The sequence below is a fragment of the Cupriavidus taiwanensis genome (assembly GCF_900250075.1).
Taxonomy (GTDB): Bacteria; Pseudomonadota; Gammaproteobacteria; order Burkholderiales; family Burkholderiaceae; genus Cupriavidus; species Cupriavidus taiwanensis_C.
The window spans coordinates 999445-1024193 of the sequence record NZ_LT977071.1 but is presented as its reverse complement, the minus strand read 5'-3'; the positions used below and the strand labels follow the sequence as shown (position 1 = coordinate 1024193).

General features: G+C 65.9%; 18 protein-coding genes. 11 read left to right on the top strand and 7 right to left on the bottom strand.

Translation table 11 applies throughout. From position 1 onward, the window contains the following. Positions 1 to 38: 38 nt before the first annotated feature. The 3 genes from CBM2588_RS21060 to ilvD all read right to left on the bottom strand — a co-directional run bounded on the left by CBM2588_RS21060 (position 39) and on the right by ilvD (position 5992). Positions 39 to 986, bottom strand: coding sequence for a DUF4123 domain-containing protein (locus CBM2588_RS21060; protein WP_172583647.1), 948 nt, complete (start codon positions 984 to 986; stop codon positions 39 to 41). 8 nt (positions 987 to 994) lie between these two features. Next, entirely contained in the window at positions 995 to 3907 is a 2913-nt protein-coding gene (locus CBM2588_RS21055) for a type VI secretion system Vgr family protein (RefSeq protein ID WP_115682311.1), read from the bottom strand. A 225-nt stretch (positions 3908 to 4132) separates the two neighbouring features. Further along, entirely contained in the window at positions 4133 to 5992 is a 1860-nt protein-coding gene (ilvD, locus tag CBM2588_RS21050) for a dihydroxy-acid dehydratase (protein WP_115682310.1), read from the bottom strand. A gap of 282 nt (positions 5993 to 6274) precedes the next feature. Between ilvD and CBM2588_RS21045 the strand changes: the two genes are divergently transcribed. From CBM2588_RS21045 to nhaA, 4 genes are all read left to right on the top strand, one after another. Continuing rightward, the gene (locus CBM2588_RS21045; protein ID WP_115682309.1) at positions 6275 to 7297 is read left to right on the top strand and encodes a class I fructose-bisphosphate aldolase; all 1023 of its coding nucleotides are present in this window, start codon (positions 6275 to 6277) and stop codon (positions 7295 to 7297) included. Between the two features lie 210 nt (positions 7298 to 7507). After that, entirely contained in the window at positions 7508 to 8767 is a 1260-nt protein-coding gene (locus CBM2588_RS21040) for a TrkH family potassium uptake protein (RefSeq protein ID WP_231942223.1), read from the top strand. 40 nt (positions 8768 to 8807) lie between these two features. Next, positions 8808 to 9455 (top strand): potassium channel family protein, encoded by a 648-nt coding sequence (locus tag CBM2588_RS21035; protein WP_197717969.1) that lies wholly within the window; start codon positions 8808 to 8810, stop codon positions 9453 to 9455. 56 nt (positions 9456 to 9511) lie between these two features. Further along, positions 9512 to 10870, top strand: coding sequence for a Na+/H+ antiporter NhaA (gene nhaA, locus CBM2588_RS21030; protein WP_115682306.1), 1359 nt, complete (start codon positions 9512 to 9514; stop codon positions 10868 to 10870). A gap of 52 nt (positions 10871 to 10922) precedes the next feature. Here the strand turns inward: nhaA and CBM2588_RS21025 are convergent, their stop codons facing one another. Further along, complete coding sequence (locus tag CBM2588_RS21025) at positions 10923 to 12467, bottom strand: methyl-accepting chemotaxis protein (RefSeq protein ID WP_115682305.1); 1545 nt, start codon at positions 12465 to 12467, stop codon at positions 10923 to 10925. A gap of 300 nt (positions 12468 to 12767) precedes the next feature. Here CBM2588_RS21025 and CBM2588_RS21020 point away from each other — a divergent pair, with 300 nt between their 5' ends. Further along, positions 12768 to 14381 carry an ABC-F family ATP-binding cassette domain-containing protein gene (locus tag CBM2588_RS21020; protein WP_115682304.1) on the top strand — a complete coding sequence of 538 codons (1614 nt, stop codon included), beginning with the start codon at positions 12768 to 12770 and terminating at the stop codon, positions 14379 to 14381. Positions 14382 to 14383: 2 nt separating this feature from the next. Here the strand turns inward: CBM2588_RS21020 and CBM2588_RS21015 are convergent, their stop codons facing one another. Then, the gene (locus CBM2588_RS21015) at positions 14384 to 15370 is read right to left on the bottom strand and encodes a PAS domain-containing protein (protein WP_115682303.1); all 987 of its coding nucleotides are present in this window, start codon (positions 15368 to 15370) and stop codon (positions 14384 to 14386) included. After that, on the bottom strand, positions 15367 to 16281 hold the full coding sequence (locus CBM2588_RS21010) for a LysR substrate-binding domain-containing protein (RefSeq protein ID WP_115682302.1): 915 nt from the start codon (positions 16279 to 16281) through the stop codon (positions 15367 to 15369). Before CBM2588_RS21010 ends, CBM2588_RS21015 begins: the two co-directional genes overlap by 4 nt. A gap of 100 nt (positions 16282 to 16381) precedes the next feature. Here CBM2588_RS21010 and CBM2588_RS21005 point away from each other — a divergent pair, with 100 nt between their 5' ends. The 6 genes from CBM2588_RS21005 to CBM2588_RS20980 all read left to right on the top strand — a co-directional run bounded on the left by CBM2588_RS21005 (position 16382) and on the right by CBM2588_RS20980 (position 24228). Next, positions 16382 to 17467, top strand: a complete 1086-nt coding sequence (locus CBM2588_RS21005; protein WP_115682301.1) for a tartrate dehydrogenase — start codon at positions 16382 to 16384, stop codon at positions 17465 to 17467. A 273-nt stretch (positions 17468 to 17740) separates the two neighbouring features. Continuing rightward, positions 17741 to 19333 (top strand): BCCT family transporter, encoded by a 1593-nt coding sequence (locus CBM2588_RS21000; protein ID WP_115682300.1) that lies wholly within the window; start codon positions 17741 to 17743, stop codon positions 19331 to 19333. 129 nt (positions 19334 to 19462) lie between these two features. Then, positions 19463 to 20599 carry an aromatic ring-hydroxylating oxygenase subunit alpha gene (locus CBM2588_RS20995; protein ID WP_115682299.1) on the top strand — a complete coding sequence of 379 codons (1137 nt, stop codon included), beginning with the start codon at positions 19463 to 19465 and terminating at the stop codon, positions 20597 to 20599. Positions 20600 to 20637: 38 nt separating this feature from the next. After that, entirely contained in the window at positions 20638 to 22086 is a 1449-nt protein-coding gene (locus tag CBM2588_RS20990) for an NAD-dependent succinate-semialdehyde dehydrogenase (RefSeq protein WP_115682298.1), read from the top strand. A gap of 30 nt (positions 22087 to 22116) precedes the next feature. Further along, positions 22117 to 23094 carry a PDR/VanB family oxidoreductase gene (locus CBM2588_RS20985; protein ID WP_115682297.1) on the top strand — a complete coding sequence of 326 codons (978 nt, stop codon included), beginning with the start codon at positions 22117 to 22119 and terminating at the stop codon, positions 23092 to 23094. Positions 23095 to 23151: 57 nt separating this feature from the next. Beyond that, on the top strand, positions 23152 to 24228 hold the full coding sequence (locus tag CBM2588_RS20980; RefSeq protein ID WP_115682296.1) for a porin: 1077 nt from the start codon (positions 23152 to 23154) through the stop codon (positions 24226 to 24228). 77 nt (positions 24229 to 24305) lie between these two features. Here CBM2588_RS20980 and CBM2588_RS20975 read toward each other — a convergent pair whose 3' ends face one another. Beyond that, positions 24306 to 24665 carry a RidA family protein gene (locus CBM2588_RS20975; protein WP_115682295.1) on the bottom strand — a complete coding sequence of 120 codons (360 nt, stop codon included), beginning with the start codon at positions 24663 to 24665 and terminating at the stop codon, positions 24306 to 24308. Positions 24666 to 24749: the final 84 nt, after the last annotated feature.

The window sequence follows — 24749 nt, the reverse complement described above, 5'->3', positions numbered from 1 at the left end:
GTCCACGCATTGCTCACCTACGCACTATTCCGGGGATTTCACCGTATTGCCGGACTCATAGCAGTACTACCCGCCACCTTCCCTTCCAGTACGTTCCATATGGCATCAGACCATTGCGTCATGCAGTCCTTGAGACTTTCTCCACCAGCCACCCGTCTCCAGGTATCCGCCAGTTCCGGCAATCGATAAAACGCCTCAGTACAGGTCAGACTTAGTACTATGAACTGAAGCTTGTCTGCCGGCGCTCCTATTCCTAGCTTCGTGGCACGATCGATATGATCCATTAGAGTTGCATGGAACTCCCCCCGTTGTTCGACAGGAACCAATTCAGGCGTTGTGTCGAGAAGGAGGCTGAACATGGTGTCGCCCTCACTGGCATCAAGCATTGCGGCAAACTGGCCACCGGTGAGATGTAGAAATTCATGCTGATCGGCAACTTCATAACTGTTCGTGACGACAGGGTTCAGCCGACAAGGCGCATTTGTCCGGTCCAAGCAACTCCACGATGCTATGTCTTGCGCCACCCTGAGACGTTGGGAATCCGTCAACAATCGCCACAACTCGGGCAATATGCGCGTGTCGGCAAACCGACAGTGGAGTTCCATGTCGCCGTCGATCTGAGCCATCGCCAGGTAAGAAAGCGTTTGACATACCTCCTCGGCGCACTTTGAGGAAGACAGCCAACTGAACGCAGGAGCGGAAGCCCCTGCCGCAATGATTTGACTGACACGCGCTTTCGCGCTTGCATCGCTGGCGGGCAACTCGACTAAGTGCGGTGCCACATCGCCAAATGCCGCGAGCCTAGAGTGAGCCAGCACATTATGGATTGGCCAGGCATCCTTTCGCGCAATGGAGCAGATTCTCGCAAAATCGACGAGCATCGCATCGATCAATAGCCACTGTGAAAGACCGTCTTGTGCCAACTGCCACTGCGCAATTTGTGCCGCCGCAGCTTCAGGCTTCAGGACGTCGACAGCAAAGTCCACGGCCTTCCTCATTGCAACATCGAGAACGGCGCTCCGCGCTTGGCGGCCTCCAATGCGCACTCAACGCAAACACTGGAAGGGAATAGCGGAATGCCATAAGACTGACTCACCGGCCCCTCGAACTTCCTCTGCGCCGCCTTGTAGGTAATCGGGCCGGGACATTCGAAGGTAATATTGCCGCCCTCAATCGTGATGGCAGCCCCGCCAGCCGTCGCAATGTGAATCCGCTTGGCCGCGGCAAAGTCCACATTCATGTTGGCCGACACAATGGTCAGGTCCTCACGCGCCGCCAACTTAAGCAGATCCTGCTGCGCCTGGAAATCGATATCGCCCTGACCTGCCGTCAGTTGCAGGCCGACGTTTCCGTCGCCGGCAACTGAGAGTCCCGCCGCCACGCCTATCGCCTGACCCGCATGGATGCGCCCCTGCCCTGCGACGGCGACATTGCTGTCCTGCCCGCTGGCCATTACAACGCTTTCCCCATTAGCGATCTGCAAGTCCTGTCCCGCGACGACGGCCACGCCAGCCCGGCCGTTGAGGTGGACCATCGGCTCGATTTGGTGCGGCACCATTCCCGGCGTGCTGGTATTGCCGCTAGCCGCGTCCTCCTTTGCTGCTTCGAGCGATTGTCCATCTACCATGCCTGCCGTGGCCGTTGCTTGCCTCACCAGCGGTGAATCGTCATCCTTCGCGGTCGAAAGGGCGTGGCTTTGATGGGTGGTAGCGCCATCACTCAGCGTCCTGACCAGATCGCCTGCCTGCCGCAGCAGTGCGATGCCTGCAGCGTTGTCACCCGTTGGCAGTACGTGGCCCGTGGCGGCATCGCGATAGGTCGTCAACAACAGCCCGGCCCGGCCGCGTACCGCGGCGTAGCCATCGGTCCGCAACTCGAATCCCTGGCCTCGGAAGCTGCCGCGGCGGTTGTCCTGCTGATGAATTAGATGGCCGAGGTTAAGCTGGGTAGCTTGTTCCGTCGTAGCCAGTTGCGTGCGCAGCTGCCCGTCGCTGTCGTCAAGCACCAACTGGTTGTAGCCCGTGCCGCCGTGTTCCTGGCTCTTGAAACCGGTCAGCGCCGCGGCATTACGGTGTCCGTCTGGGTCGGCGCCCATGCCATGCCACGCGGGGCTGTTGCCACCGGCCAGGTTGCCTTGCGCGCTCGACTGGCTGTCAGAGCCAAGCGCATAGATGCCACTGGCGTCATAGGGTTGGGAGAACGTGCTGCCGTTCATGGACTTGCCGCCCGGCGTGGGTGGGATGCCGGCTTCGCCTTGGCCGTTGTAAAGCGCGCCGATGACGAACGGCTGGTCGATGTCATCATCCGCGAACTTGACTAGCACCTCCTGGCCGATGCGAGGTAGCCATTGCCAGCCCATGCCGGCCCCAGCCTGCCGTTGCGCCACGCGCACCCAGCGACTGCTGCGGTCGTCGGCGCGCTCGCCACGCTGCCAGGGAAAGCGCACGCGGATGTGCCCGCGCGGGCTGGCGTGATGTTCGGCATTGCCGTCCGGCTGCATCTGCCCGTCGGGGCCGACCACGATCGCCGCATGAACGCCGAGCGGGGTGGCGCGGCTGTAAAGGCGCGGACAATCAGCGCCCAGGACGCGCGCGCGCCATGGCCGCCGCGCGTCGTAGGCGCGGAACAGGCACGCGTAGCCCTGCTGTTGCGCTACCGCCTTCAGCTCCGAGCTAGGGCTGAGCCGGTCAGCCTCGGACAGCGGAAAGGGGTCGGGCAAGCCAAGCGTGAGCTCGGCAATATCGGGGGCCGGTAGCGGTGTGTCGAAGCACAGTGCCGCGTCCAGCGGTCCCAACCGGTCGGCCAGCGCCGCACGCCTGTCGGCGGCGAGGTTGTTGATGCCGCAGTGCTCGACGGCGTCGACCAGCAGCGGATAGCCGAAGGCATCGTCATCCAGCGGCGGCAGGTGCGGGCAGCCCTTGACGGTCAGCCGCGTGCCGCTACGCAGCGAGCGCACCGAGGCGCGTCCGGTGAAGCGCAGCGACCGGACTTCGATCGCTTCCATGACCTGCTCGGCGACCCGCTGGGCGCTGGCTGCGTCCGGCGCCAGCGACAGACTCACCGACAGATAGGGATCCGGGCTCGCGGCGCGGTTCACATGGCCAGCGAAGCGCGCCGGGGCGTGAGCCCGGATCGTGCGTTTGGCTTCTGTGTCCCACGCGGACACGGCGACGCCTCCCACGCCGACCGATGTTTCACATGCCAACTGCTGGATCGCGTCCCGAGCTTCCTGGCTATGCGCACGGTGGAAACGGATGCCGCCGCCATCCGCCGACTCGGCGTCTTCGGGCAGTTGCGCGCTGTCGGCAAAGATCACTACCGCGTGCCCACCGGCCGCTTCGTTGTCTTCCACCACCGTGTAGCCCAAACCGGCCTCGGCCAGCAGGCGCGACAGGAACTGGTAGTCGGTCTCGCGGAACTGCGCTACGTGGGTGCGCTCGCCGATCGCTGCGATGCGGGCCTCGGCGCCGGCGGCATAGCGCCACTGCGCGTAGGGCGAATATGGCTGCAGGATCGCCTCGATGATGCTGTCGAGGCGACGGTTCTGAAAGACCTGGCTGTTGCGCTGCTGCGTGGTCAGCCACAGCCACGGCACTACGGTCAGCCGATAGCGCGCCAGGCTGCCATCCGCGCCGAGCTTCTCGGCCTGCCGGATCAGGCCGGTACGGCGCGACTCCCTGCCATCTGCAAGTGCGGTAAGTAGCGTGACGCGCTGCCCAAGCAAGCTGTCGAGCGGGATGCCTGCATTGGCGCTGAGCGCGATGATGCGTGATTCCGCAAGCATCGAGATACCTTCGCGGCCGATCCATGCCTCGACGGCAAGCTCCTCGAGCGGCGAGCTGCCGTCCAGCCTGTACAGACGGTGGTGCGATGAAAAAAGATGCTGATAGAGCGTGGCAAGGTCCATTTTCCGTACAACCAGGGCAGCGCAATCACCGATGGGCGGAACATGCGAATTTGCCGCGAAACCGTACGGAAGTCCATCAGAAATGTATTAAATGATATTTATATCTATTTTTATCAGATTAAAGAAACCGTCATGCGGGCCTCTGCCCGCTTCGGTTAACAAAAAAAGCCGCTCAAAAGAGCGGCTTTCCCCTTGACGCAAGCGGACACCCAGCCCGCCTTCGCATCAATCGTCCAACAACGACAAATCCCTCACCGCGCCCTTGTCCGCCGACATCACCAGCTTGGCATACGCCTTCAGCGCCGCCGACACCTTGCGCGGGCGCGGCTTGGCGGGCTTCCAGCCCTTGGCGTTCTGCGCTTCGCGGCGGCGCGCCAGTTCTTCGTCGGACACCAGCACGTTGATGGTGCGGTTAGGGATGTCGATGCGGATCTTGTCGCCGTCCTGCACCAGGCCGATGGCGCCGCCGGCCGCGGCCTCGGGCGAGCAGTGGCCGATGGACAGGCCCGAGGTGCCGCCGGAGAAGCGGCCGTCGGTCAGCAGTGCGCAGGCCTTGCCCAGCCCCTTGGACTTGATGTAGCTGGTGGGGTAGAGCATTTCCTGCATGCCGGGGCCGCCCTTGGGGCCTTCGTAGCGCACGATCACCACGTCGCCGGCCTTGACCTTGTCGTTGAGGATGTTCTCGACCGCTTCGTCCTGCGATTCGGTGACGTGGGCGGTGCCCTCGAACACCAGGATGCTTTCGTCGACGCCGGCGGTCTTCACCACGCAGCCGTCGAGCGCGATGTTGCCGGTCAGCACCGCCAGGCCGCCTTCCTTGGAGAAGGCGTGCTCGTAGGAGCGGATGCAGCCTTCGGCGCGGTCCAGGTCCAGGCTGGGCCAGCGCGTGTTCTGGCTGAACGCCACCTGGGTGGGAATGCCGGCCGGGCCGGCCAGGTAGAACTGCCTGACGGCCTCGTCCTCGGTGCGGGTGATGTCCCACTGCGCCAGGGCGTCCTTCAGCGTGGGCGCGTGCACCGTCGGCACGTCGGTGTGCAGCTTGCCGGCGCGCTCGAGCTCGCCCAGGATGGCCATGATGCCGCCGGCGCGGTGCACATCCTCGATGTGGTACTTGTTGGTGTTGGGCGCGACCTTGCACAACTGCGGCACCACGCGCGACAGGCGGTCGATGTCGGTCATGTCGAAGTCGATTTCCGCCTCGCGCGCGATCGCCAGCAGGTGCAGGATGGTGTTGGTCGAACCGCCCATGGCGATGTCCAGCGTCATGGCGTTCTCGAACGCCTTGAAGCCCACCGCGCGCGGCAGCACGCGCGCGTCTTCCTGCTCGTAATACTGGCGCGCCAGTTCCACGATGCGGCGGCCGGCGCGCTTGAACAGCTGCTCGCGGTCCGCATGCGTGGCCACCACCGTGCCGTTGCCGGGCAGCGACAGGCCCAGCGCCTCGGTCAGGCAGTTCATGGAATTGGCGGTGAACATGCCCGAGCACGAGCCGCAGGTCGGGCAGGCGGAACGCTCCACCTCGGCCACGTCGGCGTCGGAATACGCGCTGTCGGCGGCGATCACCATGGCGTCGACCAGGTCCAGCTTCTTGAACTCCATGGCCTTGGTGACGGGGTTGGCCAGGCGCGTCTTGCCGGCTTCCATCGGCCCGCCCGAGACGAAGATCACCGGGATGTTCAGGCGCATCGCGGCCATCAGCATGCCGGGGGTGATCTTGTCGCAGTTGGAGATGCACACCATGGCGTCGGCGCAGTGCGCGTTGACCATGTATTCCACCGAGTCGGCGATGATGTCGCGGCTGGGCAGCGAATACAGCATGCCGTCATGGCCCATGGCGATGCCGTCGTCGACCGCGATGGTATTGAACTCCTTGGCGACGCCGCCCGCGGCCTCGATCTCGCGCGCGACCAGCTGGCCCAGGTCCTTCAGGTGCACGTGCCCCGGCACGAACTGCGTGAAGGAGTTGACCACGGCGATGATGGGCTTGGAGAAGTCTTCGTCTTTCATGCCGGTGGCGCGCCACAGCGAGCGCGCCCCCGCCATGTTGCGGCCGGCGGTGGAGGTTTTGGAACGGTATGTGGGCATGGTCTTGCTTTAGAAGTATCGCGGTAGGAAGCGGGCCGCGGGAATAAGGGCCCAGGCATGCCCGTGCGAACAACCTCTTGAGCTGCGCCATGGGCAAAGCCGCGATTATCCCACAGCCGGCCGGGCAGGTTATGCCGTCCCGCCCGTGGCGTCCGGTGTGCGCAAACGCCGCGCAATGTTCGGGCGGCCACCATGGGAGCGCGCCATTTGTCCCCGACGCCCTTGCGCGATCGCCGTTTCGGGGAAATGCTTGCGCTTATGTCACCTGCGCGGAGCAACGTCATGGACACATCAAGTGAATTGCAAGCCACCGTGGATGCGCTGGCACAGCCGGGCAAGGGCCTGCTGGCCGCCGACGAGAGCGGTCCGACCATTGCCAAGCGGTTCGAGCGCATCGGCGTGGAATCGAGCGAGGAGAACCGGCGCGCGTGGCGCCAACTGCTGCTGGGCACGCCGGGGCTGGGCGAGTACATCAGCGGCGTGATCCTCTACGAGGAAACGCTGGGCCAGCGCGCGGACGACGGCACGCCCTTGCCCGAACTGGCCGCGCGCCAGGGCATCGTGCCCGGCATCAAGGTCGACAAGGGCAAGCTCGCCCTCGCGCTGGCCCCCGGCGACGAAATCACCGAGGGCCTCGACGGGCTGGGCAAGCGGCTGGCCGCCTATCGCCAACAGGGCGCGCGCTTTGCCAAGTGGCGCGCGGTCTACAACGTGTCGGACACCCTGCCCGGGCGCGCCGCCGTGCAGGCCAATGCCGAGGCGCTGGCCCGCTACGCCGCGATCTGCCAGCAGGCCGGCGTGGTGCCGATCGTCGAGCCCGAAGTGCTGATGGATGGCGGCCACTCCATGGCCCGTTGCGCCCAGGTGACCGAGGCCGTGCTGCACGAAGTCTTCCACGCCCTGCATCGCTACGGGGTGGCGCTGGAACACATGCTGCTCAAGCCCAGCATGGTGCTGCCCGGCAAGGACGCCGGCCAGGCGCCACCGTCGGAGGTCGCGATGCACACCGTGCAGGTGCTCAAGCGCACCGTGCCCGCGGCGGTGCCGGGCATCTTCTTCCTGTCTGGCGGACAGACTCCCGCCGAGGCCACCGCAAACCTCGACGCCATGAACCGCCTGGCGCCGCTGCCGTGGCGGCTGTCCTTCTCCTATGGGCGCGCGCTGCAGGAACCGCCGCTGCTGGCCTGGCGCGGCGACGCCGCCAACGCCGCGCAGGCGCAACAGGCGCTGCTGCTGCGCTCCCGGCTGAATGGCATGGCCTGCCTGGGGAAATATGATGCGGCACTGGAGGGCGCCGCGGGGTAACGCCGACCAGGCCAGGATGTCGGGAGAACTCAGGCAGGATGCGCGGCAGCAGGACGCGTCGCCACGGCCGGTCCCCGACACGGCGGCGGACGCGCCGTGCCCCGCGCATGGAGAGGATCACGCCGCCCCTACAATGTCGGGATGAAATCCTCTCTGCATCCCACCAGGACCGTGGCCCTGGTATTTTTTCTGGCCATAGTGGCGGGCAGCATGCTGTTGATGTTGCCGGTGTCGAGGGCCGAGGGTGGCCATGCGCCGTGGCTGGTTGCCTTCTTTACCGCCGTGTCCGCGGTCTGTGTCACCGGGCTGGTCGTCGTGGATACCGGCACCTACTGGTCGGGCTTCGGGCAGGCAGTCATCATGACCCTGTTCCAGCTGGGGGGCTTCGGCATGATGACGGCCTCGACGCTGCTGGGCCTGATGGTCAACCGCTCATTGCGCCTGCGGACGCGGTTGATCACGCAGGTTGAAACACGTGCCCTGGGGCTGGGCGACATTACCGGCATTGCCCGGCTGGTATTGATCGTGACCTTCGGCTGCGAGCTTGCGATCGCGCTGTGGCTGGCGGCCGAACTGCATTTCGGCCACGCCCTGCCGTGGCCCGAGGCGGCATGGAGCGGCCTGTTCCATGCGGTCTCGGCGTTCAACAATGCGGGTTTTTCGATCCATGCCGACAGCCTGACCCGGTATGCCGCCGCGCCGGCGATCCTGTTGCCCGTCATGCTGGCGATCGTGGTCGGCGGCCTCGGCTTCCCGGTTCTCTACGACCTGCATGGCAAGCTGCGCGAGCCGCGGCGCTGGTCGCTGCACAGCAAGCTCACCCTGCTGGGTACCGGCCTGCTGCTGGCGCTCGGCCTGGCCGGGCTGCTGCTGTTCGAATGGGGCAACAGCCGGACCCTGGGGCCCATGCCGGTGCCGCAGAAGCTGCTGGCCGCGGCATTCGCCTCCGTCTCGGCCCGCACGGCCGGATTCAATGCCATCGATATCGGCGCGCTGACGCAGGAGAGCCTGGCCCTGCATTATCTGCTGATGTTCGTTGGCGGCGGCAGTGCCAGCACGGCGGGGGGCGTCAAGGTCGGCACCATCGCCATCCTGGCCTTGCTGGTGATTGCCGAGATCCGCGGCCGCACTGACAGCGAAGCCTTCGCGCGCCGCGTCAGTCCGTCGGCGCAGCGCCAGGCGATCACCGTGCTGGTGCTTGGCAGCGCGCTGATCACGATCGGCACACTGGCGATACTACGGCTGACCAACCTTCCCGTCGGCAGCGTCATCTTCGAGGTGATCTCTGCCTTCGGCACGGTTGGCTTGTCGACCGGCATCACGCCGGAGCTGCCGCCAGGCGCCCAGCTCACGTTGATTGTGTTGATGTATGCAGGCAGAGTTGGCACCATCACGCTGGCGGTTTCGCTGGCAATGGGCGAACACCGCTCGCCCTATCGCTATCCCGAGGAGCATCCCATTGTTGGCTAGACTTTTTACCGAGCAGTTCGCCTTCTCCGCAGGAGACAGCGTGGTCGTGATCGGGCTCGGCCGCTTCGGCAGCGCAGTGGCCCAGTCGCTGATGCGCCTGGGCCACGATGTCATGGGGATCGACAAGGACATGGACCTGGTACAGCGCTGGTCGAACACCCTGACTTACTGTGTCCAGGCGGATTCCACCGATGTCAGCGTCATGCGTCAGCTTGGCGTGGCAGATTTTTCGCACGCCATCGTTGGTATCGGCACAGAGATGTCTGCCAGCCTGATGACCCTGATGGCGCTCACCGAACTCGAGATCAAGGACATCTGGGTCAAGGCCTTCACCACCGAACACGGCAAAATCGCCGAGCGCATCGGCGCTCACCACGTGGTCTATCCGGAAGCCGACATGGGCGCGCGCGTGGCCCACCTGATCACCGGCAGGATGATCGATTTCATCGAGTTCGACGACGGCTTTGCCATTGCAAAGATTCATGCACCGTCCTTCACGCACGGCAAAAGCCTGACGGAGTCGCGCGTGCGCGAGCAGACTGGAGTCACCGTGGTGGGGGTCAAGCGCGCGAACGAGGAATTCATGCATGCGACCGCGTCCACCATGATCGAGGCCGGCGACCTGCTGGTCGTCTCCGGGGCGACCAGCAAGATCGAGCGCTTCGCCGGCGCCACCAGGAAGCAGTAGCGGGCCTCCCCGGCTGGTGCGCCGGCAAGCCCTCCGTCTCGGGAAACCATGGAACCATGAACAAACCCGCCCATCGGCAAGCTGTGCCCCGCGCCCAGATCCTGGCAGAAAAGGCATTCTCGGCAATCGACCATTATCTTCATATCGAAGCGGTCAGTGGCCTTGTGCTGCTGGTGGCCGCCGCGGTTGCGCTGGTCTGGGCCAACTCACCCGCTGCCGACAGCTACTTCGCGCTTTGGCATACCAGCCTGTCGTTCGGCTTTGGCAATCATGTGGTGGACCAGCCGTTGCACTTCTGGATCAACGACGCCCTCATGACAGTGTTCTTCCTGGTCGTGGGCATGGAGATCCGGCGCGAGATGCATGAAGGCGCGCTCGAAAGCATTCGCTTGTCCGCGCTGCCGGTCACCGCTGCACTGGGCGGCGTCCTGGTCCCCGCGGTGCTTTACCTCGCGCTCAATCCAGCGTTACCGGCGCGCCATGGATGGGCCGTGCCGACGGCCACGGACATTGCGTTTGCCGTGGGGGTGCTCGCATTGCTGGGCAAGTCGATTCCGGGCAACGTCCGGGTCTTCCTGCTGGCACTGGCAATTATCGACGACATCGTGGCGGTGCTCATCATTGCCGCGGCGTATTCCACCGGTCTCGACCATACCGGACTCTATCTGGCCGCTGCCGGCATCCTGATGGTCCTGGGCCTGCAGTGGCTCGGCATCGGCACCGCCTACGCATATGTCGTGCCGGGCGCCGTCTTGTGGCTGGGCATGCTCAAGACCGGTGCCCACCCGACCCTGTCCGGCGTGGTGCTGGGCATGATGACACCGGTGCGGATCGCGCGTATCGGCGGCCGCCCGCTGGAGCAGGCCAGGCATGCGGTTGACGACTTGCGCCCCCGTACCGCAAGCCCGGCCGCGGAGCCGGACAAGCTTGCCGAACCCCTGCGGCAACTTCGACAGGCGCAACGGGACGTTCTGCCGCCGGTGACACGCGTGCAGATGGCGCTGCATCCCTGGGTGGCCTTTCTGATCATGCCGCTGTTTGCGCTGGCCAACGCCGGCGTCAATGTCACGGGCATAGACCTCGGCAACGAGAATGCGCGGATGGTGCTGGCGGGGGTGGTCGTGGCGCTCGTCCTGGGCAAGCCGCTGGGCATCGTCTCGATCAGCTGGCTGGCGGTTCGGCTCGGGTGGTGCCAGTTGCCCCCGGAAGTCTCGTGGCTCGGCGTATGGCTGGTGGGGCTGCTTGCCGGCATCGGCTTCACGATGTCGATCTTTATCGCCATGCTCGCCTTCGACGATGCCAACCTGCTTGGCGCCGCCAAGCTTGGCGTGCTGCTTGCCTCCGCCATTGCCGCCGTGCTCGGGCTCGGCTGGGGGCTGTTCTACGCGCACAGCCTCAAGGCAGCCGGACGTTAGCGACCGGCAGCAAGCGCGGCGCGATCCGGGGCCCTGGATCGCGCCGCGCAGTTCAGCGGAATACCCCCACTGCCTCCACCAGCCGCACCGCCTGCTGGTTCAGGCTCTCGGCCGCCGCCGCGCTTTGCTCGACCAGCGCGGCGTTCTGCTGCGTGATCTGGTCCAGATCGCTCACCGCGTCGCCCACCTGCGTGATGCCGCTGCTCTGCTCCCTGGTGGCGGCGCTGATCTCGGCGATCAGCTGCGACACATCCCTGACCTGCGACACGATGTCCTGCATGGTCTTGCCGGCGTCGTCCACCAGCCTGGCGCCGGATTCGACGTTGTGCACGCTGGCATCGATCAGTCCCTTGATTTCCTTGGCGGCGTTGGCGCTGCGCTGCGCCAGGCTGCGCACCTCGCCGGCCACCACGGCAAAGCCGCGGCCCTGTTCACCGGCGCGGGCGGCCTCCACCGCGGCATTCAGCGCGAGGATGTTGGTCTGGAAGGCAATGCCATCGATGACACCAATGATCTCGGCGATGCGCTTCGAGCTTTCCGTGATCGCCTTCATCGTGCTGACCACCTCGGACACCGCCTCTCCGCCGCGCTCGGCCGCGACACTGGCGGAACCGGACAGGGTATTGGCCTGCGCCGCGGTGTCCGCATTGCTTTTCACCGTCGCGGTCATCTGCGTCATCGACGCGGCGGTTTCCTGTACGTTCGACGCGGCTTGCTCGGTGCGCGCACTCAGGTCCGCATTGCCGCGCGCGATTTCGTTGCTGGCGGTCTGGACGTTGACCACCTGCGCGCTGACGTCGTCGATCAGCCAGCGGAACATCAGGCCCAACTGGTTGATGGTGCGCAGCGTCATGCCGATCTCGTCGACCCGGTCCATCTGCACTGCCTTCTGGCTTTCGCCCGATGCCACGCGCAGCGCGTGCGTCAGCACTTGCTCCAGCGGCGTCGTGATCTGCTGCTGCAACACCCACGACACCAGCAGCGTGGCAAGCGCCATCACGCCGGCAAAGCCGGCCAGCGCCGCGCCGCCAAGGCCTAGTCCCCAGGCGCCGGCCACACTGACCGGAAGCAGCGCCGCCAGCGCCAGCCGCACGCGCCAGCGCACGGGCATGACCTGCAGCACCGAGGCGAAGGCCATCAGCCCGGTCCGCACGATCAGCCCCTTGCGGAATTTCCGGTCACCGGCATGGCCTTCGCGGAAGTCCCGGTACAACCGCTCCGCCGCGGCAATCTCGTCGCGCGTGGCCTTGGTCCGCACGGACATGTAGCCCGCCGGCCGGCCGTGGCGCACCACCGGCGTGGCATTGGCGCGGACCCAGTAATGGTCGCCATCCTTGCGCCGGTTCTTCACCAGTGCGGTCCACGGCTCGCCGCCCTTCAGCGTGGCCCACATGTCGGCGAAGGCTTCCGCCGGCATGTCCGGATGGCGCACCAGGTTATGCGGTTGCCCCTGGATTTCTTCTTGCGTGAAGCCACTGACTTCGACAAAGGCCGCGTTGGCATACGTGATGTAGCTCTGCGTGTCGGTGGTCGACATCAGCGTGGCGTTGTCGGGAAATTCGAATTCCCGTTGCGTGACAGGCTGGTTGTTGCGCACGGCACTCCTCCTCATTCTCGATCAAAGCGGGGGACGCGTTAATGGCTGCTGCTTGCAGAATCGCTGTCTGCATCTGTCCCTTCCAGCCGGGATATCGGTTTGCGGAAATCAGGCTGATCCCCACGATCGAGGGGGGTAGCATCGGGAATTGCGCTCTGCCGCGGATGCTCTTAACATTGCAGGCCAACCACCCATCACCGAGGTACTCGTCATGCGCCATTGATGCCGCCGTCTTCATGACGGCCAGTCTCCACCTACCCCCACGAGCAGGGGGAGTTCCTGGCATCTTTGGATGGACACATGACGCATCCCTATCTCGCGCTGGAAAGCGTGTCTTACGTTCTGCCCGACGGCAGGACGCTTTTCTCCGACCTCACCGAACAGTTCGACCAGCGTGCCACCGGCCTGGTCGGGCGCAACGGCGCCGGCAAGACGGTGCTGGCGCGCATGCTGGCCGGGCAAGTGCAGCCGACCAGCGGGCGCTGCACGCGCTCCGGCAGCGTGTATTACCTCGCCCAGCAGGTATCGCCTGCGCCTGGCGCTACGGTGTCGGGCCTCGCCGGTGTGCAGGCCACGATCGATGCGCTCGAACGCATCGAAGCGGGCAGCAGCGCGCCTGAAGATTTCGATGCCGTGGGCGAGCGCTGGGATGTGCGCATGCGGCTGCAGGATGAACTGGCGCGCAATGGCCTGGACCATCTCGATGCCGCGACGCCTGCCAGCGCGCTCAGCGGTGGCGAAGCCATGCGCGTCACGCTGATCGGCGCCTTGTTGTCGGATGCCGATTTCCTGATCCTGGACGAGCCCAGCAATCACCTCGACCGGCCGAACCGGCAGGCGCTGGTCGAGCAATTGCGGCGTTGGCCGCGCGGGCTGCTGGTGGTAAGCCATGACCGGCAACTGCTCGACACCATGCCGCGCATCGTGGCGTTGTCTTCGCTGGGACTGCGCAGCTATGGGGGCAACTACACCTTCTACGCCCAATGCATGGAGCGCGAGCGGCAGAACGCGATCCAGCAGCTGGAACAACGCAAGCTCGAACGCCGGCGCGAAGAGCAGTCCCTGCGCGAGCAGCGCGAACGCCTGGAGCGGCGCCAGGCACGTGGCAACCGGCATGCACAAGAGGCCAACCAGGCCAGGATCCTGCTGGGCCGCCAGAAGGAACGCAGCGAAGGCTCGGCCGGCAAGCTGCGCCAGCAGCATGCCGAGACCCGGCTGGAAATGGCCGAGCGCGTGCGCGAGGCCGCGCAGCGGGTCGGGCACGACCTGGCCATCGTCGTGCACGAGCTGCCGGTTGCCCTGGCTTCGCAAAAACGTGTCGCGGAACTGGAGGCCGTGGAGCTGCCCTTTGTCCAGGGTGCCACGCGCCAGATCAGTCTCACGCTGACGGGGCAGCAGCGCGTGGGCGTGGTCGGCCCCAATGGCAGCGGCAAGTCGACCTTGCTCAAGGTGCTCGCGCGCCAGCTGCAGCCCCTGGCCGGCACATGCAAGCTTCCGGTGCAAGGCATCTACCTGGACCAGCGGCTGGCCAGCCTGGATCCGCGGCGAACCGTGCTGGAACAGATGCTGGCGGCCAACCCGACGACGAGCGAGGGCGATCTGCGCATGCGCCTTGCGCACCTTGGCCTGGATAGCGGGAAGATTGCCGTGCCCGGGGGCTCGCTCAGCGGCGGCGAGCGACTCAAGGCGGCGCTGGCGTGCGTGCTGTATGCCGATCCACCGCCGCACCTGCTATTGCTGGATGAGCCCAGCAACCACCTGGACCTGCCTTCGGTACAGGCGCTGGAGGCCATGTTGCGCGGCTACCAGGGCGCGCTGGTGGTCGTGTCCCACGACGACGCGTTCATGAACAACCTTGGCTTGACGGATCGGCTTGTGGCTACGGAACAGGGCTGGCAGACGGCGCCATGGTGATGTCAGGTCGCCCGCATCGCCAGGGCGTAGTACGACACGCCGTCATCGCTGTGCTCCAGCACCGCGCGCACCGTCACCGGCAGCCCGCTTCCATCTTCCCGTTGCAGTTCGGCGGCAAACGTCGCGCGGGGCCGGTTGCGCGTCAGCCTGCGCAGGCGGGCCCCGGCTTCGGCGCAGCGCCTGGCAAACCCGTTGCCCAGCAGCGCCTCGGCGTCGCCGCCAACCATCGCCACCAGCGCCGCATTGACCGATTCGCACCGCAGCTTGCCGTCCAGCAGCGCCATGCCTTCCGAGGTCAGCTCGAACACCGCCCGGAACCGCGCCTGCTGGTCGCGCAGTGACTGCTCGGCGAGCTTGCGCGCAGTGTTGTCCATGCTGATGCCGACGATCTTGACGATGCGTCCGTCGAGCTCGCGCACCGGCGTGGCGCGCGACGAGATCCAGCGGATGCTGCCGTCGGGCTGGATCAGGCGGAAGTCGAATTCGTGGGCCTTGCCGGTGCGCACCGATTCCTCGTAGGCGGCGTTCATCATGGGAACGTCATCGGCGGGCACATGCTTCCAGAAGCTTTCGTTGCTGACGATGCGCCAGCCGTACACGGCCTCGACGTTGGACGAGTAGGTCACGTCGTCGGTGATCAGGTTCCATTCCCACGTGACGATGCGCGCGCCCTCCTGCGCCAGCTTCATGCGCGCCTCGCTCTCCATGATCTCGGCGGTATAGCGGCGGCGCATGTCGGTCATGGGGATTTCCACCGCGCTGGAGGTTTCGGCCTCTTGCCGGGCCTGCTCGCCGTAGCGCAGCCAGATCCAGTTGACATCCAGGAACGCCGCCAGCTTGCGCAGCTTCTCGTAGTCGATCTCGCCACCCCGGGTCCACTTGTGGACGGCCGGACGCGACACGTCCAGCGCGTTGGCCACCGCCTGCAGCGTGAGCTTCTTGTGTTCGAGCAGTTCCTTGAGGCGGAAGGCAAAGCTGTTTTCTGTCATGTTGTGGATTCCCCCGTGGCACCGCCGAGATGCCGCATGAAAAACTCGACGCAGGCGCGCACGCGCGCGGAGCCGGACAGGCGCGAAGGATACACCGCCCAGATATCGGCGTCCTGGCGGTAGTCGGGCAGCACCTGCACCAGGCGGCCGGCGTGAAGGTCGGCCGCGATATCCCACATTGAACGCAGCATGACGCCATGCCCGGCCAGCGCCCAGCCGGTGACGATCTCGCCATGGTTGGACGACAGCCGTCCGCCCACCTTGACGCTGCGCTCGCCCTCCGGCCCCGTCATGCGCCAGATGCCGAACGGGTGGTCGCGCTCCTTGGTGACCAGGCAGTCGTGCTCAGACAGCGCCTCGAGCGTCTGCGGCACGCCGCGCGCCGCCAGGTACGAGGGCGCCGCGCACAGCACGCGCCAGTTGCGCGCCAGGCGGCGCGCGATCAGGTGCGGCGCAATGTCGTTGCCGATGCGCAGGTCGAGGTCGATGCCTTCGGCCACCAGGTCGACCAGCTTGTCGAATACGTCGAAGCGGATTTCCAGCCCGGGAAACTGCTGGCAAAGCGTCGAGATCAACGGCGCGACATGGCGCCTGCCGAAGCCCACGCTGCTGCCGATGCGCACCAGCCCGCGCGGCGCGCCGCCGGCGGCAGCGATTTCATCCCTCAGCTGCCCGATCTCGTCGAGCATGTGGCGGGCCCAGCGGCACACGCGCTCGCCGTTTTCCGTCAGCGATACCTGACGCGTGCTCCGGTGCAGCAGTTGCGCGCCCAGCACCTGTTCCAGCGCCTTGACGCGCTTGCTGACATAGGCCGGCGAACTACCCAGCTCTTCGGCGGCGGCGACGAAGCTGGCGCGCTGCGCGACCAGGCAGAACACACGCAGGTCTTCCAGTGGGGGCAGACTATTCACGATTCGTGTTTCCTGTATCCACGCCGGCGCGGATGATCCGCGCCGGATTTCGCGGCATTCTCGGTCGGACCTGACCACCAGACCCGAGCGAGACACCGCCATGACCACACCATCTCCTGTTGCGTTCCGCATCGCCGCCATTGCCGGCGACGGCATCGGCAACGAAGTCCTGCCCGAAGGGCTGCGCGTCGTCGAAGCCGCCGCGCGCAAGTTCAACCTGCCGATTGAAGTGCGCCACTTCGAATGGGCCAATTGCGACTACTACCTGCGCCACGGCAAGATGATGCCGGACGACTGGAAGCAGCAGCTCGACGGCTTCGACGCGATCTACTTCGGCGCCGTGGGCTGGCCCGACAAGGTGCCCGACCACATCTCGCTGTGGGGCTCGCTGCTCAAGTTCCGCCGCGAGTTCGACCAGTACGTCAATCTGCGCCCGGTGCGCCTGCTGCCCGGCGTGCCGTGCCCGCTGGCCGGCAAGAAACCCGGCGACATCGACTTCTACGTGGTCCGCGAAAACACCGAGGGCGAGTACAGCCCCGTCGGCGGCCGCATGTACGAGGGCACCGCGCGCGAGATCGTGATGCAGCAGTCGATCTTCAGCCGCCACGGCACCGACCGCATCCTCAAATACGCCTTCGAACTGGCGCAATCGCGTCCGCGCAGGAAGCTGACCTCGGCGACCAAGTCCAACGGCATCGCCGTCAGCATGCCGTGGTGGGACGAGCGCACCGCGGCAATGGGCGCGCAGTACCCGGAGGTGGCATGGGACAGCCAGCACATCGACATCCTGTGCGCGCGCTTTGTGCTCCAGCCCGAGCGCTTCGACGTGGTGGTCGCCTCCAACCTGTTCGGCGACCTGCTGTCGGACCTCGGCCCGGCCTGCACCGGCACCATCGGCCTGGCGGGCTCGGCCAACCTGAACCCGGAACGCAGGTTCCCGTCGCTGTTCGAGCCGGTGCACGGCTCGGCGCCGGACATCTACGGCAAGCAGATCGCCAACCCGATCGGCATGATCTGGTCGGGCGCGATGATGCTGGACTTCCTTGGCGGCGCAGCCGGACGCCAGGCCCATGACGCCATCCTCGCCGCCATCGAGACCGTGCTGCGCGAAGGTCCGCTGACGCCGGACGCCGGCGGCAAGGCCGGCACCAGCGAGGTGGGCAAGGCCATCGCGGCAGCGATCTGAACCTGCGCGGCGGGCGGAACGTGATGCCGGGTTCGCGCCCGGCATCGTATTCCTGCAACGCAGCGCGCAGCGTCCGTCACAAGCGCAATTTTTTTCCACGCGGAGCTTGTGCATGTCCGGAATTTTGCATAGAGTTTCCGTTAACTAATAGTTACTGTAAACCATTAGTTAACAAAATACAAGCAATCTGAACGCGGGCACTACCCGCGCCCGGGCAGACAAGTTCCACCCCAAAACCAACCCGTGCGCCACGACGCACCGGAGGAGACGCACTTGAAAACTCCCACGCCCCGCCTCGACGGCTTCCTGACCGTCTGCACGCTCACCGCCGTGCTGGTCACCGTCATCGCCATGGTCCGCTGGCCCGCCGAAGCGGCCGCCACCGCCACCCAGCTGTTCGAATGGTCCACGCGTTCGTTCGGCTCGCTGGTCCAGATTTTTGTCTTCGGCTGCGTCATCGCCTGCCTGGCGCTGGCCTTCAGCAAGTACGGCAACGTGCGGCTGGGCGAAGGCAAGCCCGAATACTCCACGCTGTCATGGGTGTTCATGTTCATCTGCGCCGGCATGGGCTCGTCGACCATGTACTGGGGCGTGATGGAGTGGGTCTACTACTACCAGTCGCCCGGCCTGAACGTGCCCACCGGCACGCGCGAGGCGCTGGAGCACTCCATCAGCTACTCGTTCTTCCACTGGGGCCTGAGCGCGTGGGCGGTGTACGCGCTGCCGTCGCTGGCGATGGCGTACCACTTCCATGTGCGCAAGAACAAGGGCCTGAACCTGGCGTCCATCGTCGAGGCCATCACGGGTTTCCGCGCCACCGGGCCGGTGGGCCGGCTGGTGGACCTGATCTTCCTGCTGACGATGTTCGGGGCGCTGACGGTGTCGATCGCGCTGACCGCGTCGACCTTCACGCGCGGCCTGTCCGGGCTGTTCGGCGTGCCGGATACCTTCGTCACGCAGCTGGTCGTGATCGTCGGCGTGTCGGTGCTGTTCTCGGCGAGCGCCTACGTCGGCATCGACGGCGGCATGCAGCGCCTCAGCCATATGGTGTGCTGGGGCGCGCTGCTGCTGGCCGCGGTGGTGTTCGCGATCGGGCCGACCCTGTTCGCCGGCAATAACATCGTCAACGGCCTGGGCCTGATGCTGCAGAACTACGTGCACATGAGCCTGTTCACCGATCCCACCGGCGACGGTGCCTTCAGCCGCGGCTGGACCGTGTTCTACTGGCTGTGGTGGGTGTCGTACTCGCCGGGCGTGGCGATGTTCGTGGCGCGCGTGTCCAAGGGCCGCAAGATCAAGGAAGTCATCTACGCCCTGCTGCTGGGCGGCAGCGTCGGATGCTGGTTCTTCTTCGGCGCGCTGGAAAGCTACAGCATGCACCAGTACATCACCGGCGCCATCGACGTGCCGCGCATCCTGAAGGAGCATGGCGGCGAGGCCGCGGTGGAAATGCTGCTGAGCGCGCTGCCGGCCGGCAAGGTGTTCCTGGCGGTGTACCTGGCGATCATGATCGTGTTCCTGGCTGCCCACGTCGATGCCGTGGCCTACGCCGTGGCCGCCACCACCACCCGCCATCTGAAGGAGGGACAGGACCCGTCGCCGACCAGCCGCGTGTTCTGGTGCGTGATGCTGACGCTGGTGCCGCTGGCGATGCTGTTCGTCAAGGCCTCGCTGGAGACCATGAAGACCGCCGTGGTGCTGACCGCGATCCCGTTCCTGGTAATCCTTGCGATCAAGTTGTTCGGCCTGTTCCGCTGGCTGATGCAGGACTACGCCGACACGCCGGCCCACCTGATCGAAACGGCCCGGCCCGAAGCCGAGGGGGCCGTGACCACCGAGCGCCAGGCCGCCATCGCCAAGGCCTGATCGCGCCAGAGGGGACGCGCCTCGGCGTCCCCTCTCGGGAACCTTTGCCGCCAACTGGCTCTTTTTTTACGCCGTGCTGTTAAACCATATTTAACTAGTAACCACAAATTAACCAAAGGAAACGGAATCATGGAGAAGACCCTGGACACCGCCGCCGTCAAGCTGCCTGCCGGCTTCTGCGCCGACGACGAAAACGCCTGGACCCTGCCCGCCTCCTTCTACACCAGGGACGCGGTGTTCGAGTACGAGAAGGAGAAGATCTTCGCCAACAGCTGGATCTGCGTGGCGCACCGCAGCGAACTGGCCGAGTCGAACGACTACGTGACGCGCGAAGTCATCGGCGAAAGCATCGTCGTGCTGCGTGACCGCGAAGGCGTGCTGCGCGCGTTCTACAACGTCTGCCCGCACCGCGGCCACCAGCTGCTGCAAGGCAGCGGCCGCGCGAAGAACGTCATCACCTGCCCGTACCACGCCTGGACCTTCAAGCTCGACGGCGAAATGGCGCTGGCGCGCAACTGCGACAACGTGCCCAATTTCGACAAGAGCAAGTCGAGCCTGGTGCCGGTGCGGGTCGAGGAATACGCCGGCTTTGTCTTTATCAACATGAACCCGGAAGCCGGCAGCGTCGAGGAACAGCTGCCCGGCCTGGAAGCGCGCATGCGCGCCGCCTGCCCCGTCATCGACGATCTTCACCTCGGCGCCCGCTTCGTCACCGAGACGCCGGCCAACTGGAAGTCCATCGTCGATAACTACATGGAGTGCTACCACTGCGGCCCGGCGCACCCCGGCTTCTCCGACTCCGTGCAGGTCGACCGCTACACCCACACGCTGCACGGCAACTGGACGCTGCAGTTCGGCCATGCCAAGTCGTCCGAGAAATCCTTCAAGCTGGACGAGTCGGTAAAGGACCCCAGCTTCAGCGGCTTCTGGGCCTGGCCGTGCACGATGTTCAACGTGCCGCCGGGCGCCAACTTCATGACGGTGATCTACGAGTTCCCGGCCAGCGCCGAAGTCACGCTCCAGCACTACGAAATCTACTTCCTGAACAAGGAGCTGACCGAGGAGCAGCAGAAGCTGGTCGAGTGGTATCGCGACGTGTTCCGCCCGGAAGACCTGCGCCTGGTCGAAAGCGTGCAGAAGGGGCTGAAGTCGCGCGGCTATCGCGGCCAGGGCCGGATCATGGTCGACCGCCAGCGCAGCGGCATCAGCGAGCACGGCATCGTGCATTTCCACCGCAAGGTGGCCAGGGAATACGAAGGCGCGTGAGCGCCGGTACAGCCAAACCCGAAACGGAGACCAGACCCATGCAACTGAAGGACAACGCCCTGTTCCGCCAGCAGGCCCTGATCGGCGCCGAATGGACCGACGCCCCCGACGCCGCCACCGTGGCCGTGACCGACCCCGCCACCGGCGATCTGGTCGGCACCGTGCCGCTGATGCGCGAGGCCGGCGCCGTGGCCGCGATCGAGGCCGCCAATGCCGCCCTGCCCGGCTGGAAGGCCCGCACCGCCAAGGAGCGCGCCGCGCTGCTGCGCAAGTGGTTCGACCTGATCATCGCCCACGAAGACGACCTCGCCGCCATCATGACGCGCGAGCAGGGCAAGCCGCTGGCCGAAGCGCGCGGCGAGGTGCGCTACGCCGCCTCGTTCATCGAGTGGTTCGGCGAGGAAGCCAAGCGCCTCTATGGCGATGTGATCCCCTCCCCCGCCGCCGACAAGCGCCTGGTGGTGGTGCGCGAGCCGATCGGCGTCTGCGCCGCGATCACGCCATGGAACTTCCCGGCGGCGATGATCGCGCGCAAGGCCGCCCCCGCGCTGGCGGCCGGCTGCACCATGGTGGTCAAGCCCGCCAACGAGACCCCGTTCAGCGCCCTGGCGCTGGCCGAGCTGGCGCTGCGCGCCGGCATCCCCGCTGGCGTGCTCAACGTCGTTACCGGCGACGCCGCGGCGATCGGCAGCCAGTTCACCGGCCACCCGCTGGTGCGCAAGCTGTCGTTCACCGGCTCCACCCCGGTCGGCCGCCTGCTGATGCAGCAATGCGCCGGCACGGTCAAGAAGGTGTCGCTGGAGCTGGGCGGCAATGCGCCCTTCATCGTGTTCGAGGACGCCGACATCGATGCGGCGGTCGAAGGCGCGATCCAGGCCAAGTACCGCAACGCCGGCCAGACCTGCGTCTGCGTCAACCGCCTCTATATCCACGACGCCGTCTATGACCAGTTCGTCGAGCGCTACGTGAAGAAGGTGGCCGGGCTGCGCGTCGGCAACGGCTTTACCGCGGGCAGCGAGATCGGCCCGCTGATCACCGACAAGGCGGTCGCCAAGGTCGGTGAGCTGGTGGCGGATGCCGTCGGCAAGGGCGCGCGCATTGCCATCGGCGGCGGCGTGCATGAGGCCGGTGCGCAGTTTTTCGCGCCGACGGTGCTGGCCGACGTCAAACCCGGCATGCGCGTGCTGGACGAAGAGATCTTCGGTCCGGTCTCGCCCATCGTCCGCTTCACCTCGGAGGCCGACGTGGTGCGCATGGCCAACGACACCATCTACGGCCTCGCGGCCTACTTCTTCAGCCGCGACATCGGCCGGGTCTGGCGCGTGGCCGAGCAGCTCGAGTACGGCATCGTCGGCATCAACACCGGCCTGTTCTCGAACGAGGTGGCGCCGTTCGGCGGCGTGAAGCAGTCGGGCCTGGGCCGCGAGGGCTCGAAGTACGGCATCGAGGACTACCTCGAGATGAAATACCTCTGCATGGCGCTGTAACGCGCGGCAGTACACCCGGAAGACAGCAGCATGGGCAATTTCTACCAGACCCTCCAGGTGCGGGTCTCGCGCATCGAGCACGTGACCCCGCTGATCAAGCGCTTCACCATGGAAGCGCTCGACGGCGGCGAGCTGCCGCCCTTTACCGGCGGCAGCCATGTCATCGTGCAGATGCGCGACGGCGAGCGCCAGTACAGCAACGCCTACTCGCTGATGAGCTCGCCCGACGCGCTCGGCAGCTACCAGATCGGCGTGCGCCGCGAAGAGCAGTCGAAAGGCGGATCGGCGTTCCTGCACGACAAGGTGGCCGAGGGCGACGCGCTGACCATCACCGCGCCGAACAACCTGTTCGCGCTGGACCATGGCGCGCATCACCACGTGCTGATCGCCGGCGGCATCGGCATCACGCCGTTCATGTCGCAGATGCACGAGCTGCGCAAGCGCGGCGCGTCGCACGAACTGCACTACGCGTTCCGCGCCGACGAGCACGGCGCGTTCCGCGATGAACTGGCGGCGCTCACGCAGCAGTCTTCCGGAGGCCGCGTCAGCTTCTATGTCGACAGCAAGGGGCAGAAGCTGGACCTGTCCGGCCTGCTGGGCGGCATGGATGCCGGCGCGCATGTCTATGTGTGCGGCCCGGCCCCGCTGATCGACGCCGTGCGCCAGGCAGCGCAGGACGTGGGCGTCAATCCGTCACGGGTGCACTGGGAACAGTTTGCCGCGCCGGCACAGGCGGGCGACGCCTTCACCGTGGTGCTGGCGAAATCCAGCAAGACGGTGGAGGTTGGCGCGGGCGAGTCGATCCTGAAGGCGATCGAGCGCGACGGCACCGTGCCGGTCGAGTGCCTGTGCCGCGAAGGCGTGTGCGGCACTTGCGAGACCCGCATCCTGGAAGGCGAGGCGGTGCACTTCGACCAGTACCTGAGCGACAAGGAGAAGGCTGCGCAGAAGACCATGATGATCTGCGTCTCGCGAGCCCGCGGCGGCATGCTCGTGCTCGACCTGTAAACCGACAACGACAGGCCGGCGCATCGGACGCCGGCCACCATCCACCGAGGAGACCCCATGAGGAAATCAGCCAGCCTGTGGCTGCTGGCGGGCGCAGTGCTGCCCGCCGTTTCGTATGCGCAGTCGAGCCTGACGCTCTACGGTGTGATCAGCACCGCCGTGCGCTACACCTCCAACATCGACGGCCGCCACCACGACCAGGCCGAGCTGGTCTCCAGCGGCATCGGCGGCAGCCGCTGGGGCCTGAAGGGCGACGAGGACCTGGGCGGCGGCAACAAGGCGGTGTTCCTGCTCGAGAACGGCTTTGGTACCGACGACGGCAAGACCGCCTATAACGCGCTGTTCGGCCGGCAGGCATACGTCGGCCTGTCCGGCGACTGGGGCACGCTGACCTTCGGCCGCCAGTACAACGCCCTGAACAACATCGCCTGGTCTTTCGATCCGCTCGACCAGGGCTGGGGCAATTTCTGGTCGGACCCGCTCTACACCGGCGGCGATATCTTCTTCCAGGGCTACCGCGTCAACAACAGCGTGGTCTACAAGAACAAATTCGGGCCGGTCAGCGTGCAGCTCGACTACGGCTTCGGCGAGCGCCCCGGCAGCATGGCGCGCGGCGCGACCTTCGGCGGTGGCGTGATGTACCAGGACGGGCCGCTGGCGCTGGGCGTCGCCTATGACCAGCAACGTCCCGGCAGCGGCGACAACACGCTGCACAACTACTCGGTCGGCGCATCCTACGTGATCGGCAAGGCCACCGGCTATGCCGGCTACATGGGCCGCCGTGAGACCAATCCGGACGCGCGCTTCTGGATCGCCTTCATCGGCCTCGGTTATCAGCTCACGCCGGCGCTGCACCTGTCGGGCGCCTATTACCGCTACCAGCAGAGCGGCACGGTGACCACCCAGTTCCAGACCACGCCGGTGGTGCTGGGCAGCGGCAATGCCGATGCGATCTCGGCGGTTGCCGACTATGCCTTGTCGAAGCGCACCAGCCTGTTCCTCGAGGCCGACGCCACCTTCGCACGCGGCGGCACGGTCGGCCGCGAGACCGAGTACTGGGCCGGCACGCCGGTGACCGATGTCCGCAGCACCACGCGCGTGGGCGTGATGGCGGGGATACGGCACGTGTTCTAAGGGAACTTCATCGGTACGGGCTGGCGCTGCGCGGCCGGCACCACGCCTCGCCCCACAAGGACGCTCTCGCAAACACGTCAGCCCGCCGTAGCGGCGGTGACAATGATTTCCACCAGAATGTCCGGATGACCCAGTTCGCACTGCGCGGTCGCTCGCGTAGACGCGGCGTTCGGCGCCGTCCATGCGTCCCAGATCTCGTTCATGCCTTCGAAATCCCGCTCGAGGTTCTTCAGCCAGATCTGTGCGGTCAGCAGACGTCGCTTGTCGGTGCCAGCGTCGGCGAGGAACTTCTCGATCTTGGCAAGGGTCTGCCGGGTCTGGCCCCGAATGTCCTGGCTGCGGTCATCGGCCGTCTGGCCGCCCACGAATACCATGCCGTTGTACACCACCGCGCGGCTACGTCGTTGGTCCGTAGCGATTCGCCGGATTTCAGCCATAGGTCCTCCTGGTTGAGGCTGTTGATAGTCATGCAGAACCGGTGTGCCGGCGGGGCTATGCCATGGCCCCGGCCAGGCCGCGGA